The 15,938-nt window shown below is 70.0% G+C and carries 14 protein-coding genes; 8 read left to right on the forward strand and 6 right to left on the reverse strand.

The genetic code is table 11. The annotated features are described in order from the left end of the window. The first annotated feature begins 8 nt into the window (after positions 1-8). Positions 9-527 (forward strand): GrpB family protein, encoded by a 519-nt coding sequence (locus MRBLWH10_RS16830; protein ID WP_341942603.1) that lies wholly within the window; start codon positions 9-11, stop codon positions 525-527. 61 nt (positions 528-588) lie between these two features. Here MRBLWH10_RS16830 and trxA read toward each other — a convergent pair whose 3' ends face one another. The 4 genes from trxA to MRBLWH10_RS16850 form a co-directional block, all read right to left on the reverse strand. Beyond that, entirely contained in the window at positions 589-912 is a 324-nt protein-coding gene (gene trxA / locus MRBLWH10_RS16835; protein WP_105677494.1) for a thioredoxin, read from the reverse strand. 69 nt (positions 913-981) lie between these two features. Next, the gene (gene trxB / locus MRBLWH10_RS16840) at positions 982-1,956 is read right to left on the reverse strand and encodes a thioredoxin-disulfide reductase (RefSeq protein ID WP_105677495.1); all 975 of its coding nucleotides are present in this window, start codon (positions 1,954-1,956) and stop codon (positions 982-984) included. Positions 1,957-2,118: 162 nt separating this feature from the next. Next, complete coding sequence (gene murJ / locus MRBLWH10_RS16845; RefSeq protein WP_341940799.1) at positions 2,119-3,738, reverse strand: murein biosynthesis integral membrane protein MurJ; 1,620 nt, start codon at positions 3,736-3,738, stop codon at positions 2,119-2,121. Further along, entirely contained in the window at positions 3,735-5,843 is a 2,109-nt protein-coding gene (locus tag MRBLWH10_RS16850; protein ID WP_341940800.1) for a DUF6049 family protein, read from the reverse strand. The genes murJ and MRBLWH10_RS16850 overlap by 4 nt, the downstream gene beginning before the upstream one ends. A gap of 106 nt (positions 5,844-5,949) precedes the next feature. Here MRBLWH10_RS16850 and MRBLWH10_RS16855 point away from each other — a divergent pair, with 106 nt between their 5' ends. Continuing rightward, the gene (locus MRBLWH10_RS16855; RefSeq protein WP_341940801.1) at positions 5,950-7,452 is read left to right on the forward strand and encodes a methyltransferase; all 1,503 of its coding nucleotides are present in this window, start codon (positions 5,950-5,952) and stop codon (positions 7,450-7,452) included. 21 nt (positions 7,453-7,473) lie between these two features. Here MRBLWH10_RS16855 and MRBLWH10_RS16860 read toward each other — a convergent pair whose 3' ends face one another. After that, on the reverse strand, positions 7,474-11,745 hold the full coding sequence (locus MRBLWH10_RS16860) for a putative Ig domain-containing protein (RefSeq protein ID WP_341940802.1): 4,272 nt from the start codon (positions 11,743-11,745) through the stop codon (positions 7,474-7,476). Between the two features lie 162 nt (positions 11,746-11,907). Here MRBLWH10_RS16860 and MRBLWH10_RS16865 point away from each other — a divergent pair, with 162 nt between their 5' ends. The 6 genes from MRBLWH10_RS16865 to MRBLWH10_RS16890 are packed head-to-tail and all read left to right on the forward strand — an operon-like array spanning position 11,908 to position 15,474. Then, positions 11,908-12,342 (forward strand): hypothetical protein, encoded by a 435-nt coding sequence (locus tag MRBLWH10_RS16865; protein ID WP_341940803.1) that lies wholly within the window; start codon positions 11,908-11,910, stop codon positions 12,340-12,342. Next, on the forward strand, positions 12,339-12,851 hold the full coding sequence (locus MRBLWH10_RS16870; protein ID WP_341940804.1) for a tail fiber protein: 513 nt from the start codon (positions 12,339-12,341) through the stop codon (positions 12,849-12,851). Before MRBLWH10_RS16865 ends, MRBLWH10_RS16870 begins: the two co-directional genes overlap by 4 nt. Positions 12,852-12,858: 7 nt before the next feature. Then, complete coding sequence (locus MRBLWH10_RS16875; protein ID WP_341940805.1) at positions 12,859-13,359, forward strand: tail fiber protein; 501 nt, start codon at positions 12,859-12,861, stop codon at positions 13,357-13,359. A gap of 25 nt (positions 13,360-13,384) precedes the next feature. Further along, positions 13,385-13,912 (forward strand): tail fiber protein, encoded by a 528-nt coding sequence (locus MRBLWH10_RS16880; protein WP_341940806.1) that lies wholly within the window; start codon positions 13,385-13,387, stop codon positions 13,910-13,912. Beyond that, positions 13,905-14,414, forward strand: coding sequence for an N-acetyltransferase (locus MRBLWH10_RS16885; RefSeq protein ID WP_341940807.1), 510 nt, complete (start codon positions 13,905-13,907; stop codon positions 14,412-14,414). The genes MRBLWH10_RS16880 and MRBLWH10_RS16885 overlap by 8 nt, the downstream gene beginning before the upstream one ends. A gap of 4 nt (positions 14,415-14,418) precedes the next feature. Then, complete coding sequence (locus tag MRBLWH10_RS16890) at positions 14,419-15,474, forward strand: LLM class flavin-dependent oxidoreductase (RefSeq protein ID WP_341940808.1); 1,056 nt, start codon at positions 14,419-14,421, stop codon at positions 15,472-15,474. Here the strand turns inward: MRBLWH10_RS16890 and MRBLWH10_RS16895 are convergent, their stop codons facing one another. Then, positions 15,475-15,828, reverse strand: coding sequence for a nuclear transport factor 2 family protein (locus tag MRBLWH10_RS16895; protein WP_341940809.1), 354 nt, complete (start codon positions 15,826-15,828; stop codon positions 15,475-15,477). It abuts the gene before it with no gap. Positions 15,829-15,938: the final 110 nt, after the last annotated feature.

A 15,938-nucleotide genomic window follows, 5' to 3' on the forward strand; every position in this document is an offset into this window, starting at 1 on the left:
TGCCCCGGATGCTCGTCGCCTACGACCCCGCCTGGCCGCAGCGCTTCGAGAGTATCGCGGCAGGGCTGCGCGCACTCGGCGACCCTGACTGGGTGATCGAGCACATCGGCTCCACGGCGGTCCCCGGACTGCGCGCGAAGCCGGTCATCGACCTTGCGATCAAGATGGAAGATGCGGCGGAGTTCGTCCGCCATCGACCCGCTCTGGAGAGCGCGGGGTGGCGTGCGGAGAGTTCTGTGCGCACGCATCCCGTCCTCGTCCTGAGCGACGACGGCACGCGCATCGCCATCGCGCACTTCTTCCCCGCGGAGGAGTGGGATGCCGCCAACCAGAGGATCCTGCGGGACTGGCTGCGCGCCCACGGTGATGACGCCGCGCTCTACGCCCACGCCAAGTGCGACGCGGTGGCGGCCGCGGCGCGGGGGAGATCGTCGTACAACGCGGCCAAGACCGAGGTGATCCAGGACATCGTGGATCGGGCGAGAGCATCCCTCGGCCTGCCATCGGTGCCTGTCTCCGACAAGTAGGGGATGCAGAAGGGCCGCCGCCCCGCGAAGGAGCGACGGCCCGAAGACTGCGTGCGGGAGGTCAGCCGATGAAAGCGGCGAGATCCTGCTCGAGAGCGAACTTCGGCTTGGCGCCGATGATGCTCGTCTTGACCTCTCCGCCGACGAAGACCTTCATCGCCGGGATCGAGGTGATCTGGTACTGCATCGCGAGCTGCGGGTTCTCGTCGACGTTCAGCTTGAGGATGGTGATCTTGTCGGGGTTGTCGGCCTGGATCTCATCCAGCACCGGCGACACCATACGACACGGACCGCACCACTCGGCCCAGAAGTCCACCAGCACCGGACCGTCGGCCTGCAGAACGTCCTGCTCCCAGGTCGCCTGGCTCGTAGCCTTTGCACTCATCAGAGTTTCTCCTTGATTCGAGGTTTCGTCCGCTACAACAGCGAACGATGCGATTGTGTTCCCGCTGCCTCAGGCGACGATGACCTCGGCGGCCTCCGCAGCGGGGACCTCCACCGAGGCGTCGTCAAAATCCGCGAGGAAGTGCTCCGCGTCGAGCGCGGCGACCGTGCCGGAGCCGGCGGCCGTGATGGCCTGACGGTAGGTGGGGTCGATCACGTCGCCGGCCGCGAAGACGCCGGGCACCGAGGTGACGGACGAACGACCGTCGACCCAGATGGTGCCCTCGTCGGTGAGCGTCAGCTTGTCGTGCACGAGGTGCGTGCGCGGGTCGTTGCCGATCGCGATGAACAGGCCGTCGAGGGGGAGGTCGCTGAGCGTGCCATCGACCGTGTTGCGCAGCTGCACACCGGTCACGGAATCGCCGCCGAGGACCTCTGCGACCTCGCTGTTCCACACGAACTCGATCTTCTCGTTCGCGAAGGCGCGCTCCTGCATGATCTTCGAGGCGCGCAGCGTGTCCTTGCGGTGGATCACGTAGACCTTGTCGGCGAAGCGCGTGAGGAAGGTCGCCTCCTCCATCGCGGAGTCGCCGCCTCCGACGACCGCGATCGTCTTCTCGCGGAAGAAGAACCCGTCGCAGGTCGCGCACCAGGAGACACCGTAGCCGGAGAGGCGCTCTTCGCCCTCGATGCCGAGCTTGCGGTAGGCGGAGCCCGTCGCGTAGATCAGGGTACGGGTCTCGTGCACGGCTCCGCTGCCGAGGGTGACCGTCTTCACGGGTCCTTCGAGGTCGAGTGAGGTGACGTCGTCGTAGAGGACCTCGGTGCCGAACTTCTCCGCCTGCTCCTGCAGCTTGGCCATGAGCTCGGGCCCCTGGATGCCCTCGGGGAAGCCGGGGTAGTTCTCGACCTCGGTGGTGTTCATCAGCTCGCCGCCGACCTCCACCGAGCTCGCGATGAGCAGCGGCTTGAGGCTCGCCCGCGCCGCGTAGATGGCGGCGGTGAATCCGGCGGGGCCGGAGCCGATGATGATGACCTGACGCATGTGCTCTCTCTCTTCCCTGAAAAGGGGTTCCGCTGCTTCAACCAATGGTAACCGCGGGGCATTCCCCGACCCAGCGCTCTCCTGGACGCGGAGTCCTCGTGCACTCGACGAGTACACGAGGACTCGACGGAGGGGACCGACGGACGAGGGACGGGCAGGGGGTCAGCGGCCGGGGAGGAACCTGCGGAGCATCCGCGTGGCGGCTGACAGCTCGGGGGCGCGGAGCAGGAGGAGCACGATCACGTAGACGACGACGGCGGCGAGGCCGATCACTCCCGTTCCGACGGCGCCCAGGAGGCGATCGAGGAAGTTGGATCCGCTGTTGCCGAGGGTCCAACCGCTCTCGGCGCCGAGAAGGAGATAGGCGCCCCATCCCGCGAAGCCGGCAGGTACGGCGGCGATGAAGAAACGGAGAAGGGAGAGAAGGGTCTTCGGGATCTCGAGTCCGCCGAGGCGATTGCGCAGGATCCAGATCGCGATGATCGTCTGGATGATCCCGGCGATCGACTGCCCGAGGGCGATGGCGGCGGCGAGCTGCTCGATCGGGGCCACAGCGCCCGCGAGAAGCGAGAGCCCGATGATGAGCGCCACCTGCACGAGGGTGAAGTAGAAGGGCGTGCGGGTGTCTCCGTAGGCGTAGAACGCGCGCTGCACGATGAACAGCAGGGCGAGCGGCAGGAGGCCCACGAGATAGCAGATGAGCACGGGGGCCGCCTGGACGGCCTGCTCGGAGGTCGTAGTGAAGATCCGGGTGGCGGGCACGGCGGCGGCGGCGAGAGCGATGCCCGAGCCGACGACGAACAGTGAGATCACGCGGATGCAGCGGGCCACATCCGCACGGACGTCGAGGTCGCGCTTCGCGGCGGCGTGCTCGGCGATCTGAGTGAAGTACGGGGTTCCGATCGAGATCGCGAAGATCGAGTACGGGAGCATGAAGACGAGCCATGCCGCCTGCATGAAGATGACGGAGGGGTTGTCGCCCGAGGCGTCGCCCACGACGGCGGTCTGCACCCAGCCGGCGACCTGGCCGGCGATCACCATCAGGAACGTCCAGCCCGCCAGGGTGCCGACGCCGCGCAGACCGACGCCGCGCCACTGGAAGTCGGCGCGGAGCCGGAGTCCGGTGCGCCGCCAGGAGACGAGGAGCAGAGCGGCCTGCAGCGCGATCCCCAGCGTCGCCGTGCCGGCGAGCAGCGCGATCATCGTGGGGTTCCACATGTCGACGTGATTGCGGTCGCCGCCGAACAGCGCGATGAAGATGAGGAAGCCCGCGATCGAGACGATGTTGTTGGCGATGGGCGCCCATGTGTAGGGGCCGAACACGCGTTTCGCGTTCAGGGTCTCGCCGATCAGAGCGTAGAGACCGTAGAAGAAGATCTGCGGCAGGCACCAGTACGCGAAAGCCGTCGCCAGCGCCTGCTGGTCGGGCGTGAACTTCGGGCCGTAGAGCGCGACCAGCCACGGTGCGAGCAGCATGGCGAGGACGGTCGCCCCGAGGAACACCACGGTGCCCAGCGTGAACAGCTTGGAGATGTACGCCCGCCCGCCGTCCTTGTGGGCGCCGGCCTTCACGATCTGCGGGATGATCACGGCGGTCAGGATGCCGGTCTGGATGATGGTGAAGACGTTGTTCGGCAGCTGGTTCGCGACACCGAAGGCATCGCCGGGGCGGCCGAAGCTGCCGATGGCGGCGAGCAGCACGATCGTCCGGATGAGGCCGGTGACGCGGGAGACGAGGGTGCCCGCCCCGAGGAGGGCGCTGGCGCGGCCGAGACTGCTCACTGACGGTCCTCCGAGGGGTCGGCGGGATTGGCCGCGGCATCCGTCTCCGCATCCTGGGGCGCCTCGTCGCGGTTCTTGCGCTGGCGACGCAGGGTGCGGACGATGCCCAGCACGAGGAGGATGGCGATCAGGCTGCCGAACACGGCGAGTCCGATGCCCTCCCACTCGGCGCGCACGGCGACGCGGACGGTCTGATCCTGACCGATCGACACTCCGGTCGGGCTCTTGAGAGAGAGATGCAGGTCGAGCTCGCCGCTGCCCACCCGTGCCGAGACCGGTACCTTGACTCTGCCGGTGGTGCGGGCCTGGATCTCTGCGGTGGTGACGGGCTTCACCTCGAGGCGCGGGTCGCTGGGGCGCGTGTACAGCACGATGTTGACCGGCCAGGGGAGGTCGTTGCGCACGCTGAAGGGCAGATCCGCGTTGGCCGAGAGCAGCTGGATCGTGCTCGACTGCGGGATGTCCACCGCGGCCAGGGTGTCTTGCGTGGCATCCGTGTGGGATCGCAGGGCCTTCTCGAACTGCGCGGCGCTGTGCCCCACCCCGATCGTGCGCAGGATCCTGATGCGTTCGGGGCTGAGCAGTAGCTGAGGATCGCTGAGGATCGTCGAGAACGAGCCCAGTGTGACCTCGTCGGCGAGCATCCGGTGCAGGGCGGCACTGCGGTCGTCGTCGACGTCGGAATCGACGGATGCCGCGGCAGCCGGGGCCGCACGCACCGAGGCGAGATCGACCCCGGGGGAGTCCGCCGTGGTGACGGCGTCGCGCAGTGCATCGGCCGTGCGGTTCTCGTCGCGGTCGAGTCCGACGATCAGCGGCGACGCCGACTGCTGTGCGGAGAGGAAGAGGTATGCGTTCGCCGCGGCCAGGGACCGCGATCGTGCGGTCGCGTCGGGTTCGTTCGCCGCCGTGGAGAGGGCGTCGGATGCCGCGGCATCCGTGACCAGCACGTCAGCGTCTCCGACGGCGGCGTGCCCGGACGAGCCGGACGACAGCGACGTCGAAGGCAGGACGGTCGACGCCGTGCCGCCGAGATAGGTGCGGAAGTCGGCGAGGTCGTCGGTCGTGACATCTCCGCGCGGCCAGAGGATGCCGGGGGCTGCACCGTCGACGACCGACAGGGTCTCATCGTCGGGAAGCACGGGCCCGTCTGTCGGGGTCGGCGAGGGCGTCGCGTCCGGAGTCGGCGTGGCGGGCGCCTGGAAGTTCTTCGGGTCGAGGAACGGAGCGAGCGTCGTCGGGGCGAGCAGCGACGGAAGGTCGGCCTGCGCCTGCGTGGTGGCGTCGGCATCGCCGAACTGCAGGGCGAAGCGCTCGTTGGGCAGGGCATCGAGGCGGTCGAGCCACTCGGTCACGCTGGTCGGGGCCGACGTGCCGAGCACGCGGATCGCCGCAGGGATCGCCGGGTCGATCGCCAGCACCGCCGAGGTGCCGGAGACGCCGTCCAACTGGGCGGTGAGATCGCCGTCTGCGGCCGTGAGTTCGGTGAGCTCGTCGATCGACAGCAGGGCGCCGTTCTGCGGTGTGGCGGTGATCGGGACCAGCACGGCGACCTGGGGCCGCTGCACGGCCGAGACCACGAGCACACTCGTCGCCGTCGCATCCTCTTCGCTTCCCGACCCCGGGGAGGCGCCGGTGAGCTCGGCGCGCAGCGGGTACACGCCGGGGGCGAGGTCGGCGAAGAGCTCCTGCGGGAGCGGGACGCTGCTCGTGGCCGATGCGCCCGCGTTCACGGCGGCAGTGCTGTCGTCGGCGATGCGATCGAACGCCCCGTCGGCATCCTCGGACTCGAACCAGTCGGCGACAGCGTCGCGGTCGGCGAGGGCTGTCCGGTTCAGCTCCACGACGACGTGACCGGTGGAGAGAGCGTCGCCGGTGCCGTTCTGCACGGTCACCGAGGCGGAGGTGGAGAGACCGGGGGTGACGGCGCCGTTCGCACCCGCCGACAGGTGCAGTTCGACGACCGCGTCGTCGGTCTTGTCGGCGGCGTGGGCGCTGGTGGCGGCGATCCCGCAGACACCCAGAGCGATCGCGAAGACGGCGGCTCCGCTCGTCGCGCGCCGCAGGCGCGCACGGAAGCCGCTCTCGGGGATGATCACGGTCATGGGGGTCTTCCTCGAACGCCCGAGAACGGGCTGATCGTGAGTGCTGACCCTGTGATTCTAGGTGCGCGGGCGATGGAGAACCCTGAAGACGCGTAGAGTGACGGCCGTGTCCGACACCGCAGCACCCACGCCCGAGCCCCTCCTCTGCGCCGCGTTCGCCGCCGATCTCGACGCCGCCGACTTCCGCTCGGAGCCGCTCAGGAGCCTGTGGGGGAGCGAGGCGGACGACGCGCTCGCCCGCGGGACGCGCGAGCCGATCCTGCGTGCGATCTCCGGTGACGATGGCGTGCTCGCCACGCTCGGCAGGCTGCTTGTCCTCGGCATGCCGCAGCCGACCGCCGCCGTCGAGGCCGCGCTCCCGCAGCTGGGCGTGCAGGGACTCGTGAGCCTCGGACTGGCGACGCTGACGGAGGATGCCGTCACCCCGACCGCTCTGCTGCGACCGCAGTCGTTCGTCGACGCCGACGGCATCGGCGAGTGGTGGATCGCGAGCGATCTCGACGAGGTGGCCCTCGACGGTGCCCTCCCCGCCGACCATGTGCTGGGCGTCGGAGGCGCATCCCGCACGCTCGCCGAGATCGTGATGCCCCTCGAGGTCGACCGCGCCCTCGACCTGGGCACCGGCTGCGGCATCCAGGCCCTGCTGGTGTCGCGGCACGCGGCATCCGTCGTGGCGACCGACATCTCCGCGCGTGCCCTCGCTTACGCCGAGTTGAACGCGATGCTCAACGGCGCCCGCAACATCGAGTTCCGTCTGGGCAGCATGTTCGAGCCCGTCGAGGGGGAGGCGTTCGATCTGATCGTCTCCAACCCTCCGTTCGTGATCACGCCGCGCGTCGACGGCGTGCCCGAGTACGAGTACCGCGACGGCGGTCTCGTGGGCGACGCGCTGGTGGAGCAGTTCGTGCGCACCGCTCCGTCGTACCTCACCGCGGGCGGGGCGGCGCAGCTGCTCGGCAACTGGGAGTCGCGTGTCGTCGAGTCCGGGCTCGACCGCCTCTCGTCGTGGGTTCCCGCCGACGTGGACCTGTGGGTCATCCAGCGGGAGGAGCTCTCCCCGCTCGGCTACGCGGAGCTGTGGATCCGCGACGGCGGCACGACCCCGCGCGATGCGGCGTTCACGAGGCTGCTCGCCGCGTGGCTCGACGACTTCGAGGAGCGCGGCGTCTCCGCGGTGGGCTTCGGGTACATCCTGCTGCGCCGCCCGGCGAACCCCACGGCCACGTCGCTGCGGCGGATCGAGCGGATGCCGCAGCCGGTGTCGAACGTCGGCGGAGCGCTGCGTCAGGGGCTCGAGGCGCACGACCTGCTCGCCGACGGACTGCCGACGACGCTCTTCACGGCATCCGACGTCACCGAGGCGCGGCATCTCCTTCCCGGCAACGACGACCCGAGCGTGATCGAACTGCGCCAGGGAGGCGGGTTCGCCCGCACTCTCAAGGTCGACTCCGCACTCGCCGCCTTCGTCGGAGCCTGCGACGGCGACCTCACGGTCGTGCAGATCGTGTCGGCCCTCGCCGACCTGTTCGAGGTGCCGCTGGTCGATCTGTGGGCGGACCTCGAGCCCCGCATCCGTCAGCTCGTGCTCGACGGGCTGCTGCACGGCTGAGCGCGCAGCAGCCCGTCGTCGCTACGCCAAGCGCCGACGCGCGCCGCGGATGAGGGCGAGTCCGCCCAGCAGCGCGAACAGGGCGATGAGCCCGAGGCCGAGAGACGGAGCGGCATCCGCACCCGTCGCGGCGAGTCCGCCGGTTCCGGTGCCTCCGCCCGTCGCGGGTGCGACGACCGTCGTGGATGCCGTCAGCAGGCGCGCAGTGCCCTCGGCGCCGATCCCGACTGCGGCGATCGTGTGCGCTCCGAGGGTCTGGCCGGCGGGGATGGTGATGACGGCCGAGAACGATCCCGTGCCGTCGGCGACGGTCGTGCCGAGCATCGTCGGCACCGAGTAGATGCCGAGCTGGATCGTCGCCCCGGGGAGGAAGCCGGAGCCGCCGATCGTGAGCTGCTGGCCGCGGACGACCGAGGCGGGAACCCCGGTCAGCGCGCCGTCGGATGCGCTCGGGAGCACGGACGGCAGGGCCACGGTGGTCAGCACGGTGATCTGCACGGTGGTCTCGGCGGTGCCGAAGCCGTTCGCCGCGGAGACCGTGATCTCCACCGCGCCGGCGTCGGCGAGGGCCGGGGTGCCGGTGAGGGTGGCGGTGCCGTCGCCGGCATCCGTGAACGTCAGCCAGGCCGGGACACCCGTGGCGGTGAGCGTGCTCACCGGGAGACCGGTGCTCGTGATGTCGACCGTGACGGCGGCGCCCGCCAGCGCGGTGATCGGGTCGATCGCGTCGACGACGGGCGTCTGGCCGACCGTGAGCAGGACCTCGTCGCTCGTCGCCGAACCCGCCGTGTTCGTGAACACCGCACGGAACAGCGTGCCGTCGTCGCCGATCGTCGGCGTGAGCGTCAGCGTGGTGCCCGTGGCTCCGGCGACGTCGGACCAGGAGCCTCCGGTGAAGCGCTGCCACTGCACGGACGGCGCCGGGTACCCGGTCGCGGTCGCGGTGAACGTCGCGTCCGTGCCCTCCAGGACCGTCGCGGCGACCGGCTGGGCCGTGATGACGGGGGCTTCGTTCACCGTGAGCGTGAAGCTCTGCGTGACGCTGCTGCCGTCGATCGAGAGCTCGAAGGAGACGGTTCCGCCCGAGCCCGCAGGGGGCGTGCCCACCAGCGTCTGCGAACCTGCGACGCCGTCGAGGGAGAGCCAGGCCGGCGCCCCGCTGATGCTCACCGCGTTCTTCACGGGGAACCCGGGGCTGACGCTGACGGGGAACGATCCAGCGGAGCCGACCGTGAACGTGGTGTGGTCGGCGCTCGTGAAGCTCGGCGCCTCCCTGATCGTGAGGAAGAACGAGCCCGGCTCGGTGCCGTGGATGTTCGTCGCGCTCAGAGCGATCGAGTACTCGCCGGCCACTGCGGTGGGCGTGCCGTGCAGCCTCGCCGTCCCGTCTCCGTTGTCGTCGAGGGAGAGTCCGGCGGGCACGGGCCCGGTTGCGGCGATCGTCGGCGTCGGCACACCCGTCGTGGAGATGGTGATGTCGACGGGCTCGCCGCGGTCGACGGTCGCGACCATGGCGCCCAGGAACACCGGGAGCGAGCCGACCACCGTGACGTCCACCGTGATCTGATCCGTGCCGAAGCCGTTGTCGGCGGTCACCGCGATCTCCACCGCACCGGCGTCCGTCAGCGCGGGGGTGCCGGTGAGGGTGGCGGTGCCGTCGCCGGCATCCGTGAACGTCAGCCAGGCGGGCACGCCCGTGGCGGTCAGCGCGCTCACCGGGATGCCGGTGCTGGCGATGTCGACGGTCAGGGGCGTCCCGACCGGGGCCGTCACGGGGTCCACCTCGTCCAGCACGGGCACCTGACCGACCGAGAGCACGGCCTCGTCACTGGTGACCGTGCCCGCGGAGCTCGTGAACACGGCGCGCAGTCGTGCTCCGGCATCCGCGATCGTCGTGTCGATGCTCAGCGTGGTCGAGGTCTCACCCGCGATGTCGGTCCACGAGCCGCCGGTGAAGCGCTGCCACTGCACGGTCGGGGTCGGGTAGCCCGAGGCGGTCGCGGTGAAATCGGCGTCCGCGCCGGCGATCACGCTGATCGAGTCGGGCTGGTCGGTGATGACGGGAGCCTCGTGCACCGTCAGAGTGAACTCCTGGGTGACGGAGCTGCCCGTGATGGCCAGATCGAAGGTGTACGCGCCGCCCGCACCCGTGGGCGGCGTGGCCTGCAGCTGCTGCATGCCCGCCGCACCGAGCAGGGTGAGCCAGGCCGGGGCGCCGGTGAGGGTCACCGTGTTCAGTACAGGGAACCCGGCGTCGACGACGATCGGGAAGAGTCCGGGCGTGCCGACCGTGAACGTCGTGTGGTCGGCGCTCGTGAACGCCGGCGGCGCGGTGATCGTCAGGGTGAAGTCGGCCGGGGTGGTGCCGAGCGCGTTCGCCGCGGTCAGATGGATGACGTGCTCGCCGGGTCCGGCGGTCGACGTGCCGTGCAGGCGGGCCGTGCCGTCTCCGTTGTCGTCGAGCTGGAGACCGGCGGGGAGACCTCCCGTCGCCGCGATCTCCGGCACCGGGGAGCCGGACGCGGTGATCGTCACGTCGACGGGGTCGCCGTCGGCGACGGATGCCGTGAGCGATCCGGTGAACGACGGCGCGGCGCCGATCGTGACGGTGAGGGTCTGCTGCACCGGGGCGCCCCCGTTGGACGCGGTCAGGGTCAGGGGATAGGTGCCCGAGCTCGTCGGCGTGCCGGAGAGCGTCGCCGAGCCGGAGCCGGCGGAGAAGGTCAGTCCTGGAGGGGCACTGGGTGAGGTCAGCGAGATGTTCGGCACCGGGAAGCCGGTGGCGGTGACCGTGAAGCTGAACGGCGTGCCGACCGTGGCGGTCGCGCTCGCCGCGCTCGTGAACGCCGCGATCTGACGCACGGCGACGGAGACGGGAACGGATGCCGCCCCGAAGGTCGCCGTGGCGCCGCCGGGGCCGCCCGTGCTGCCGGAGGTGAAGGTCGTGGTCGCCTCGCCGAGGTGGAACGCGGAGGGCGAGACCGAAGAGCCGGACGGAGCGACGCCGGTCCACCCGACGGTCGCGCCCTCGAAGGCGGAGAGGTTCGCGCCGCCGATGGTGCTGCCGGCGGAGTTCGTGCGCAGCGATGCGGTGAACGTGGCGGTCGACGCGGTGTCGATCAGGCTCGCGCTCGTCGTCGCACTCAGCACGAGGTACGGGTTCGCCGATCCGCTGGCGATGCTCGTGGTGTCGCACCCCGCGGCGCCAGGACCGCCGTTGCAGCCCCACCAGCTGTTCGTCAGCGTCGCGACGGTCGTGGCGCTCGTGCGTACGGCGGCGGCGCCGGTGTTGCCCGAGAAGGAGTTGTACTGGGCGCTGAGGGCGCCGTCTGCGGCATCCAGTGCGCCGCCACCGGCGGATGCGCCGCTGGCGACGTTCGCGGTGAAGACGTTGCCGGTCACCGTCGACGGGCCCTGGAGCTGCTGGATCGCGCCGCCTCGCGCCGCCGTGCCGCTCGTGCCGTCGGCGACGTTGGAGCCGAACGTGCTGCCGGAGATCTGCGCCGTCCCGACGCCGTTCGAATCGATCGCGATCGCGCCGCCGCCGGCGACGATCCCCGCCGACGCGGTCACCCTGTTGTTCGTGAACGTGGAATCGGTCACCGAGAGGGCGTCGCCCGATGCGGACGCCTCGTAGTACACGGCACCGCCGTTGGCGGGACCGGCGTCGTTGCCGTCGAACGTCGAGTCCTCGATCGTGAGGTCGCCGCCGATGAACTGGATCGCGCCGCCGGGGTTGGCGGTGCCGCCGGTCGACCTGTTGTCGATGAACCGGGTGTCGCGCACGATGAGCGAGTCGGGGGAGGCCGCGGTGAAGCTGCCGGCGATGATCGCGCCGCCGCCGTAGACGGTGTCCCTGCCGCCGGTGAAGGCGAAGCCGTCGATCTCGACGGAGATGTCGCCCACGAGATCGGCGTCGATCGCGAGGAGCTGCGTCGTTCCGCCGCCGACGACGCTCGCGCGTCCTCCGGACGACGCCAGATGCACGTCGGTGCCCGACTGCGTGCCGAGCTTCAGGGCCCCGCCGGTGAGGGTGTACGTGCCACCGGGCACCGTGATCGTGCTCTCGCCGCCGAGGTTGCTCGCCACGCAGAGCGCGTTGCGCAGCGTCACGGGCGAGGCTGTCGTCGTGACGCTCGGCGTCGAGCATGCGCCGTTCGCATCGGCGTCGGTGAAGCTCGTGACGGTGATCGTGGTCGCGGCCGCAGCGGGATCGGCGACGACGAGCCCGACGGTGCTCAACGCGAGCACGGCGATGGCGGCGATGGCGCCGCGCGTCGAGAGGGGGGACATCCGGGGAGCAGACATCGAAGTCCTTCGCTCGGGCGCTGGGGGCACCGTGAGATCAACGGGAATATCGGAATGCTATCGGTTGGCCACGCCGGGTGATAGCGTCAGTTCCGCACCTCGCCTGATAAGGCAGACCCCAGGGTGCATCCGACTGCAGGAGCGCTCATGACTGCTGTGATCTCCCGCCGAGGCGTGCTCGGAGCCGGTGCCGTCGTGCTCGGCGTCGGCATGGCCGCCGGCGTACCCCCGGCCGTGGCCGCGACCTCCTCGCGGCCGATGACGGATGCCGCGGCATCCGCTCCTGGGACCGATCCCCTCACCCCCGTGCGTTCGATGTTCGCCGGGCGCGAGGGTGCCGAGTTCTCGGGCGCGTCCCCGTGGTCGGCCCACCGCCTGGTGCTGGCGAGCGTCGACGACCTGCACGGGGGAGGGGATGCCGAGAACCGTTTCCGTCTGGAGTTCACGACCGACGAGGGCGCCCGCGACGGCATCTACCGTCTCACGCAGGGCGGAGAGCTCGTCGCCTCGCTCTTCCTCGCGCGGGTCGGCGGCGATGCGCGGCTCGAGGCGGTCGTCGACAGGGCGGAGGGTGCGGCATGAGCGAACCGTACGTCGGCGAGATCCGTCTCTTCGGAGGGAACTTCGCACCGGTCGGGTGGGCCTTCTGCAACGGACAGTTCGTCAGCATCTCGGAGAACGAGGCGCTCTACGCGCTGATCGGCACGACCTACGGGGGTGACGGACAGACGACATTCGCTCTCCCCGACCTCCAGGGACGCTCTGCGGTGCATGCGGGGAACCGGCCGGGCGTCGGCACATACGTCATCGGGCAGAGGGCGGGGGTCGAGACGGTCACCCTCACGCAGCAGCAGCTGCCCTCGCACTCGCACACGGCGTCGTACTCCGCCGCAGCGGGCGGAACCTCCCCTGCGCAGTCACGCTGGGCCGCGCAGGCGTCGAACGCCTACTCCGATGCGGCGGCGAACGCGACATTGGCAGGAGACGCCCTCGCCCCATCGGGCGGCAGCCAGCCGCACGAGAACATGCCGCCCTTCGTGGCGATCTCGTACATCATCTCCCTCTACGGCATCTTCCCCACTCAGAACTGAGGCACCGATGAGCTTGCAATTCCTCGGAGAGATCCGTCGGGTCTCCTTCAACTTCGCCCCCAAGGGGTGGGCTCTGTGCAACGGACAGCTTCTGTCGATCCAGCAGAACGCGGCACTCTTCTCCCTGCTCGGAACGACGTACGGGGGCAACGGCGTCACCACCTTCGCGTTGCCCGATCTGCAGGGTCGTTCTCCGATCCAGCCGGACCTCGCCGGGATCCCGCAGGGGGCGGTCGGAGGGGAAGCCGCTCACACCCTGACGATCTCCGAGCTGCCCTCACACACCCATTTCGCTCAGGCGTCGTCGGGAGCGGCGGACACCGCGAACCCGCAGGGCAAGTACTGGGCCGCGGTGAGCGAACCCGGCTACGGCACGGCTGCGAGCGGAGCGATGACGGCATCCGCTGTCGGTCAGACCGGCGGCAACCAGCCCCATGAGAACCAGTCGCCCTACCTCGTCGTCAACCACATCATCGCGCTGACGGGCGTCTTCCCGTCGCGCAACTGACCACTCGAGCATCCGGAGCGCAAACATGGTGGAACCCTTCGTCGGCGAGATCCGCACCGTCGGCTTCAACTTCGCCCCCCAGGGGTGGGCGATGTGCAGCGGCCAGCTCATCCCGATCTCGCAGAACACGGCGCTCTTCTCGCTCCTCGGCACGTACTACGGCGGCGACGGGAAGGTCACCTTCGCCCTGCCCAACCTGAACGGCTCGTTCGTAATCGGCCAGGGCGCGGGGCCCGGTCTCACTCCGCGTGACCTCGGAGAGATGGGCGGGTCCTCCGCCGTCACGCTCCTCAACTCCGAGATGCCCTCGCACACGCACCCCGCCAACGCGGTCGCGGCCGCGGGCACCACCGGCAATCCGGCGGACCGGCGGTGGGCCGAGACCCGGTACGGCCGCGCGACTCGCAACGCCTACGCATCAACGAAGAACGCGATCATGGCTCCGGACGCCGTTGTGCCGTCGGGAGGCAACGCGCCGCACAACAACATGCCCCCGTATGTCGGCATGTACTACGTGATCGCGCTGCAGGGCGTCTTCCCACCGCGTGGCTGACGACGCCTCTCGACTCGAACGGGTCTCTCTCGACGACCTGCGTCTCCGCGCGATCGCCGCGGAGGAGCTGCATCAGCGCCTGCACGGCATCCCGGTGGCGGTCGCAGGGCCGCTCGTCGAGGTGCAGCTGACCTCGAAGTTCGCGGGACTGCTGGCACAGCATCCGGATGCCGTGGGCCTGCTGCTCTCGGAGAGCGGCGCTCCCGTCGCCTACGCGGTGACCGCGGATGTCGTGGACTCCGTGGCTGCCGTGCGCCTGTGCGACATCGCGGTGTCGGCGACGGCGAGGGGGAGAGGCATCGGCGGGCGGCTGCTGTCGATCATCCTCGGCGAAGCGGATGCCGCCGAGGCCGTCGTCACGCTGTCGGTGTGGCACGACGCCCCGGCGCGCGGCTGGTACGAACGTCGCGGCTTCGTTGTGGCCGGCGGAGACGGGGACGGCTACCTGGAGATGCGGCGGGAGCGCGCGGGGGAATACCCCGGCATCCATTCGGTTGCATAGACATATGAAGGCTTTCGGATTCCTCTCCTTCGGGCACTACGGCGATGTGCCCGGCTCGGCGACCCGCTCCGCGGGCGACATGCTGAAGCAGACGATCGAGATCGCGGAGGGTGCTGACGAGCTCGGCGTGAACGGAGCCTACGTGCGCGTGCACCACTGGGCGCGCCAGGCCGCGTCGCCCATGCCGCTGCTGTCGGCCATGGCTGCGCGCACGGAGCGCATCGAGGTCGGCACGGGCGTGATCGACATGCGGTACGAGAACCCGTTCCAGTTCGCCGAGGAGGCAGCCGCGCTCGACTTCATCGCCGACGGCCGCATCGCGCTCGGCGTGAGCCGCGGGTCACCCGAGACCGCTCTGCGCGGCTACGAGACCTTCGGATACCTCGACCAGGAGGATCCGGAGCGCGGCAGCGTGCTCGCCCGGGAGAAGTTCGACCTGTTCCTCTCGGCCATCGAGGGCGAACGACTCGCGCCGGGCGACCCTCGCATGGTCGGCGCCGGCCACTACCTCGCCGTCGAACCGCACTCGCCGACGCTCCGCGACCACATCTGGTGGGGCTCGGGTTCTCGCGCGACGGCGGAGGAGACGGCTCGCAAGGGCCTCAACATGATGAGCTCGACGCTCGTCACCGAGGCCACGGGGCAGCCGTTCCACGAGCTGCAGCGCGAGCAGATCGACCTGTTCCGCGCCGCCTACAAGGAGGCAGGGCACACGGGATCCCCGCGCGTCTCGGTGAGCCGCAGCGTGTTCCCGCTCGTCTCCGACATGGACCGGGCGTACTTCGGTCTGCGCAGCGAGGAGAACGCCGACCAGATCGGCGTGATCGACGGCTTCCGCTCGACATTCGGCAAGACCTACGCGGCTGAGCCCGACGTGCTGATCCGGCAGCTGCTCGCGGACGAGGCCGTGATGGCGGCGGACACGCTCATGCTGACGATCCCGAACCAGCTGGGGCCGGAGTACAACCTGCACGTGCTGGAGGCGTTCGCCGAGCACGTGGCCCCCGCACTCGGCTGGAAGCCCAACACCGAAGGACCCGTCCAGGGCGATCCCGTGTGACTACTCCGGAGCAGTCGCGGATGAGCGAGTGGCCGGAGGAGCGTTCTGGCCGATATCGGTCCACACTTCGGTGAGCCGAAGGATCCGACCCTCAGCCATGAGTGCGAAGCTCGCGCAGGCGAAGTGCTGGGTCCCGGCCCCGCCATGGCTGGTCACATGAGAGCGACACGCGGCGTCCGCTTCAGTCGCGACGAGCTCCTCGATCGTCAGGCGGTCGAAGTCCGGGTACTCCGCGTTGAACCGGATCCACTCCGTGCGGGAGAAGGTCTCGTTCGTGTGCACCAGGCGACAGAGGAAGTCGGGGTGAAGGTACTGCTCCAGGTCGTCCCAGCGATGCTCATCGATGGCCGTCATGAGTCCCCGTAGTGCAGTGCCGGCGTCCATGAGCTCAGAGTATCCAATGCTCTCACGCTGAGAGCGCGGCATCCGGCCCCGCGCCATGGTCGGGGCTCGACATTCAACAT

The sequence above is a fragment of the Microbacterium sp. LWH10-1.2 genome, assembly GCF_038397765.1.
GTDB classification, from domain to species: Bacteria; Actinomycetota; Actinomycetes; order Actinomycetales; family Microbacteriaceae; genus Microbacterium; species Microbacterium natoriense.

Excerpts from the sequence above, each read along its gene's own strand:
- MRBLWH10_RS16830 (WP_341942603.1), top strand. The coding sequence starts at position 9 with ATGCTCGTCGCCTACGACCCCGCCTGGCCGCAGCGCTTCGAGAGTATC.
- trxA (WP_105677494.1), bottom strand. The coding sequence starts at position 912 with ATGAGTGCAAAGGCTACGAGCCAGGCGACCTGGGAGCAGGACGTTCTG.
- trxB (WP_105677495.1), bottom strand. The coding sequence starts at position 1,956 with ATGCGTCAGGTCATCATCATCGGCTCCGGCCCCGCCGGATTCACCGCC.
- MRBLWH10_RS16850 (WP_341940800.1), bottom strand. The coding sequence starts at position 5,843 with ATGACCGTGATCATCCCCGAGAGCGGCTTCCGTGCGCGCCTGCGGCGC.
- MRBLWH10_RS16860 (WP_341940802.1), bottom strand. The coding sequence starts at position 11,745 with ATGTCCCCCCTCTCGACGCGCGGCGCCATCGCCGCCATCGCCGTGCTC.
- MRBLWH10_RS16865 (WP_341940803.1), top strand. The coding sequence starts at position 11,908 with ATGACTGCTGTGATCTCCCGCCGAGGCGTGCTCGGAGCCGGTGCCGTC.
- MRBLWH10_RS16870 (WP_341940804.1), top strand. The coding sequence starts at position 12,339 with ATGAGCGAACCGTACGTCGGCGAGATCCGTCTCTTCGGAGGGAACTTC.
- MRBLWH10_RS16875 (WP_341940805.1), top strand. The coding sequence starts at position 12,859 with ATGAGCTTGCAATTCCTCGGAGAGATCCGTCGGGTCTCCTTCAACTTC.
- MRBLWH10_RS16880 (WP_341940806.1), top strand. The coding sequence starts at position 13,385 with ATGGTGGAACCCTTCGTCGGCGAGATCCGCACCGTCGGCTTCAACTTC.
- MRBLWH10_RS16890 (WP_341940808.1), top strand. The coding sequence starts at position 14,419 with ATGAAGGCTTTCGGATTCCTCTCCTTCGGGCACTACGGCGATGTGCCC.
- MRBLWH10_RS16895 (WP_341940809.1), bottom strand. The coding sequence starts at position 15,828 with ATGACGGCCATCGATGAGCATCGCTGGGACGACCTGGAGCAGTACCTT.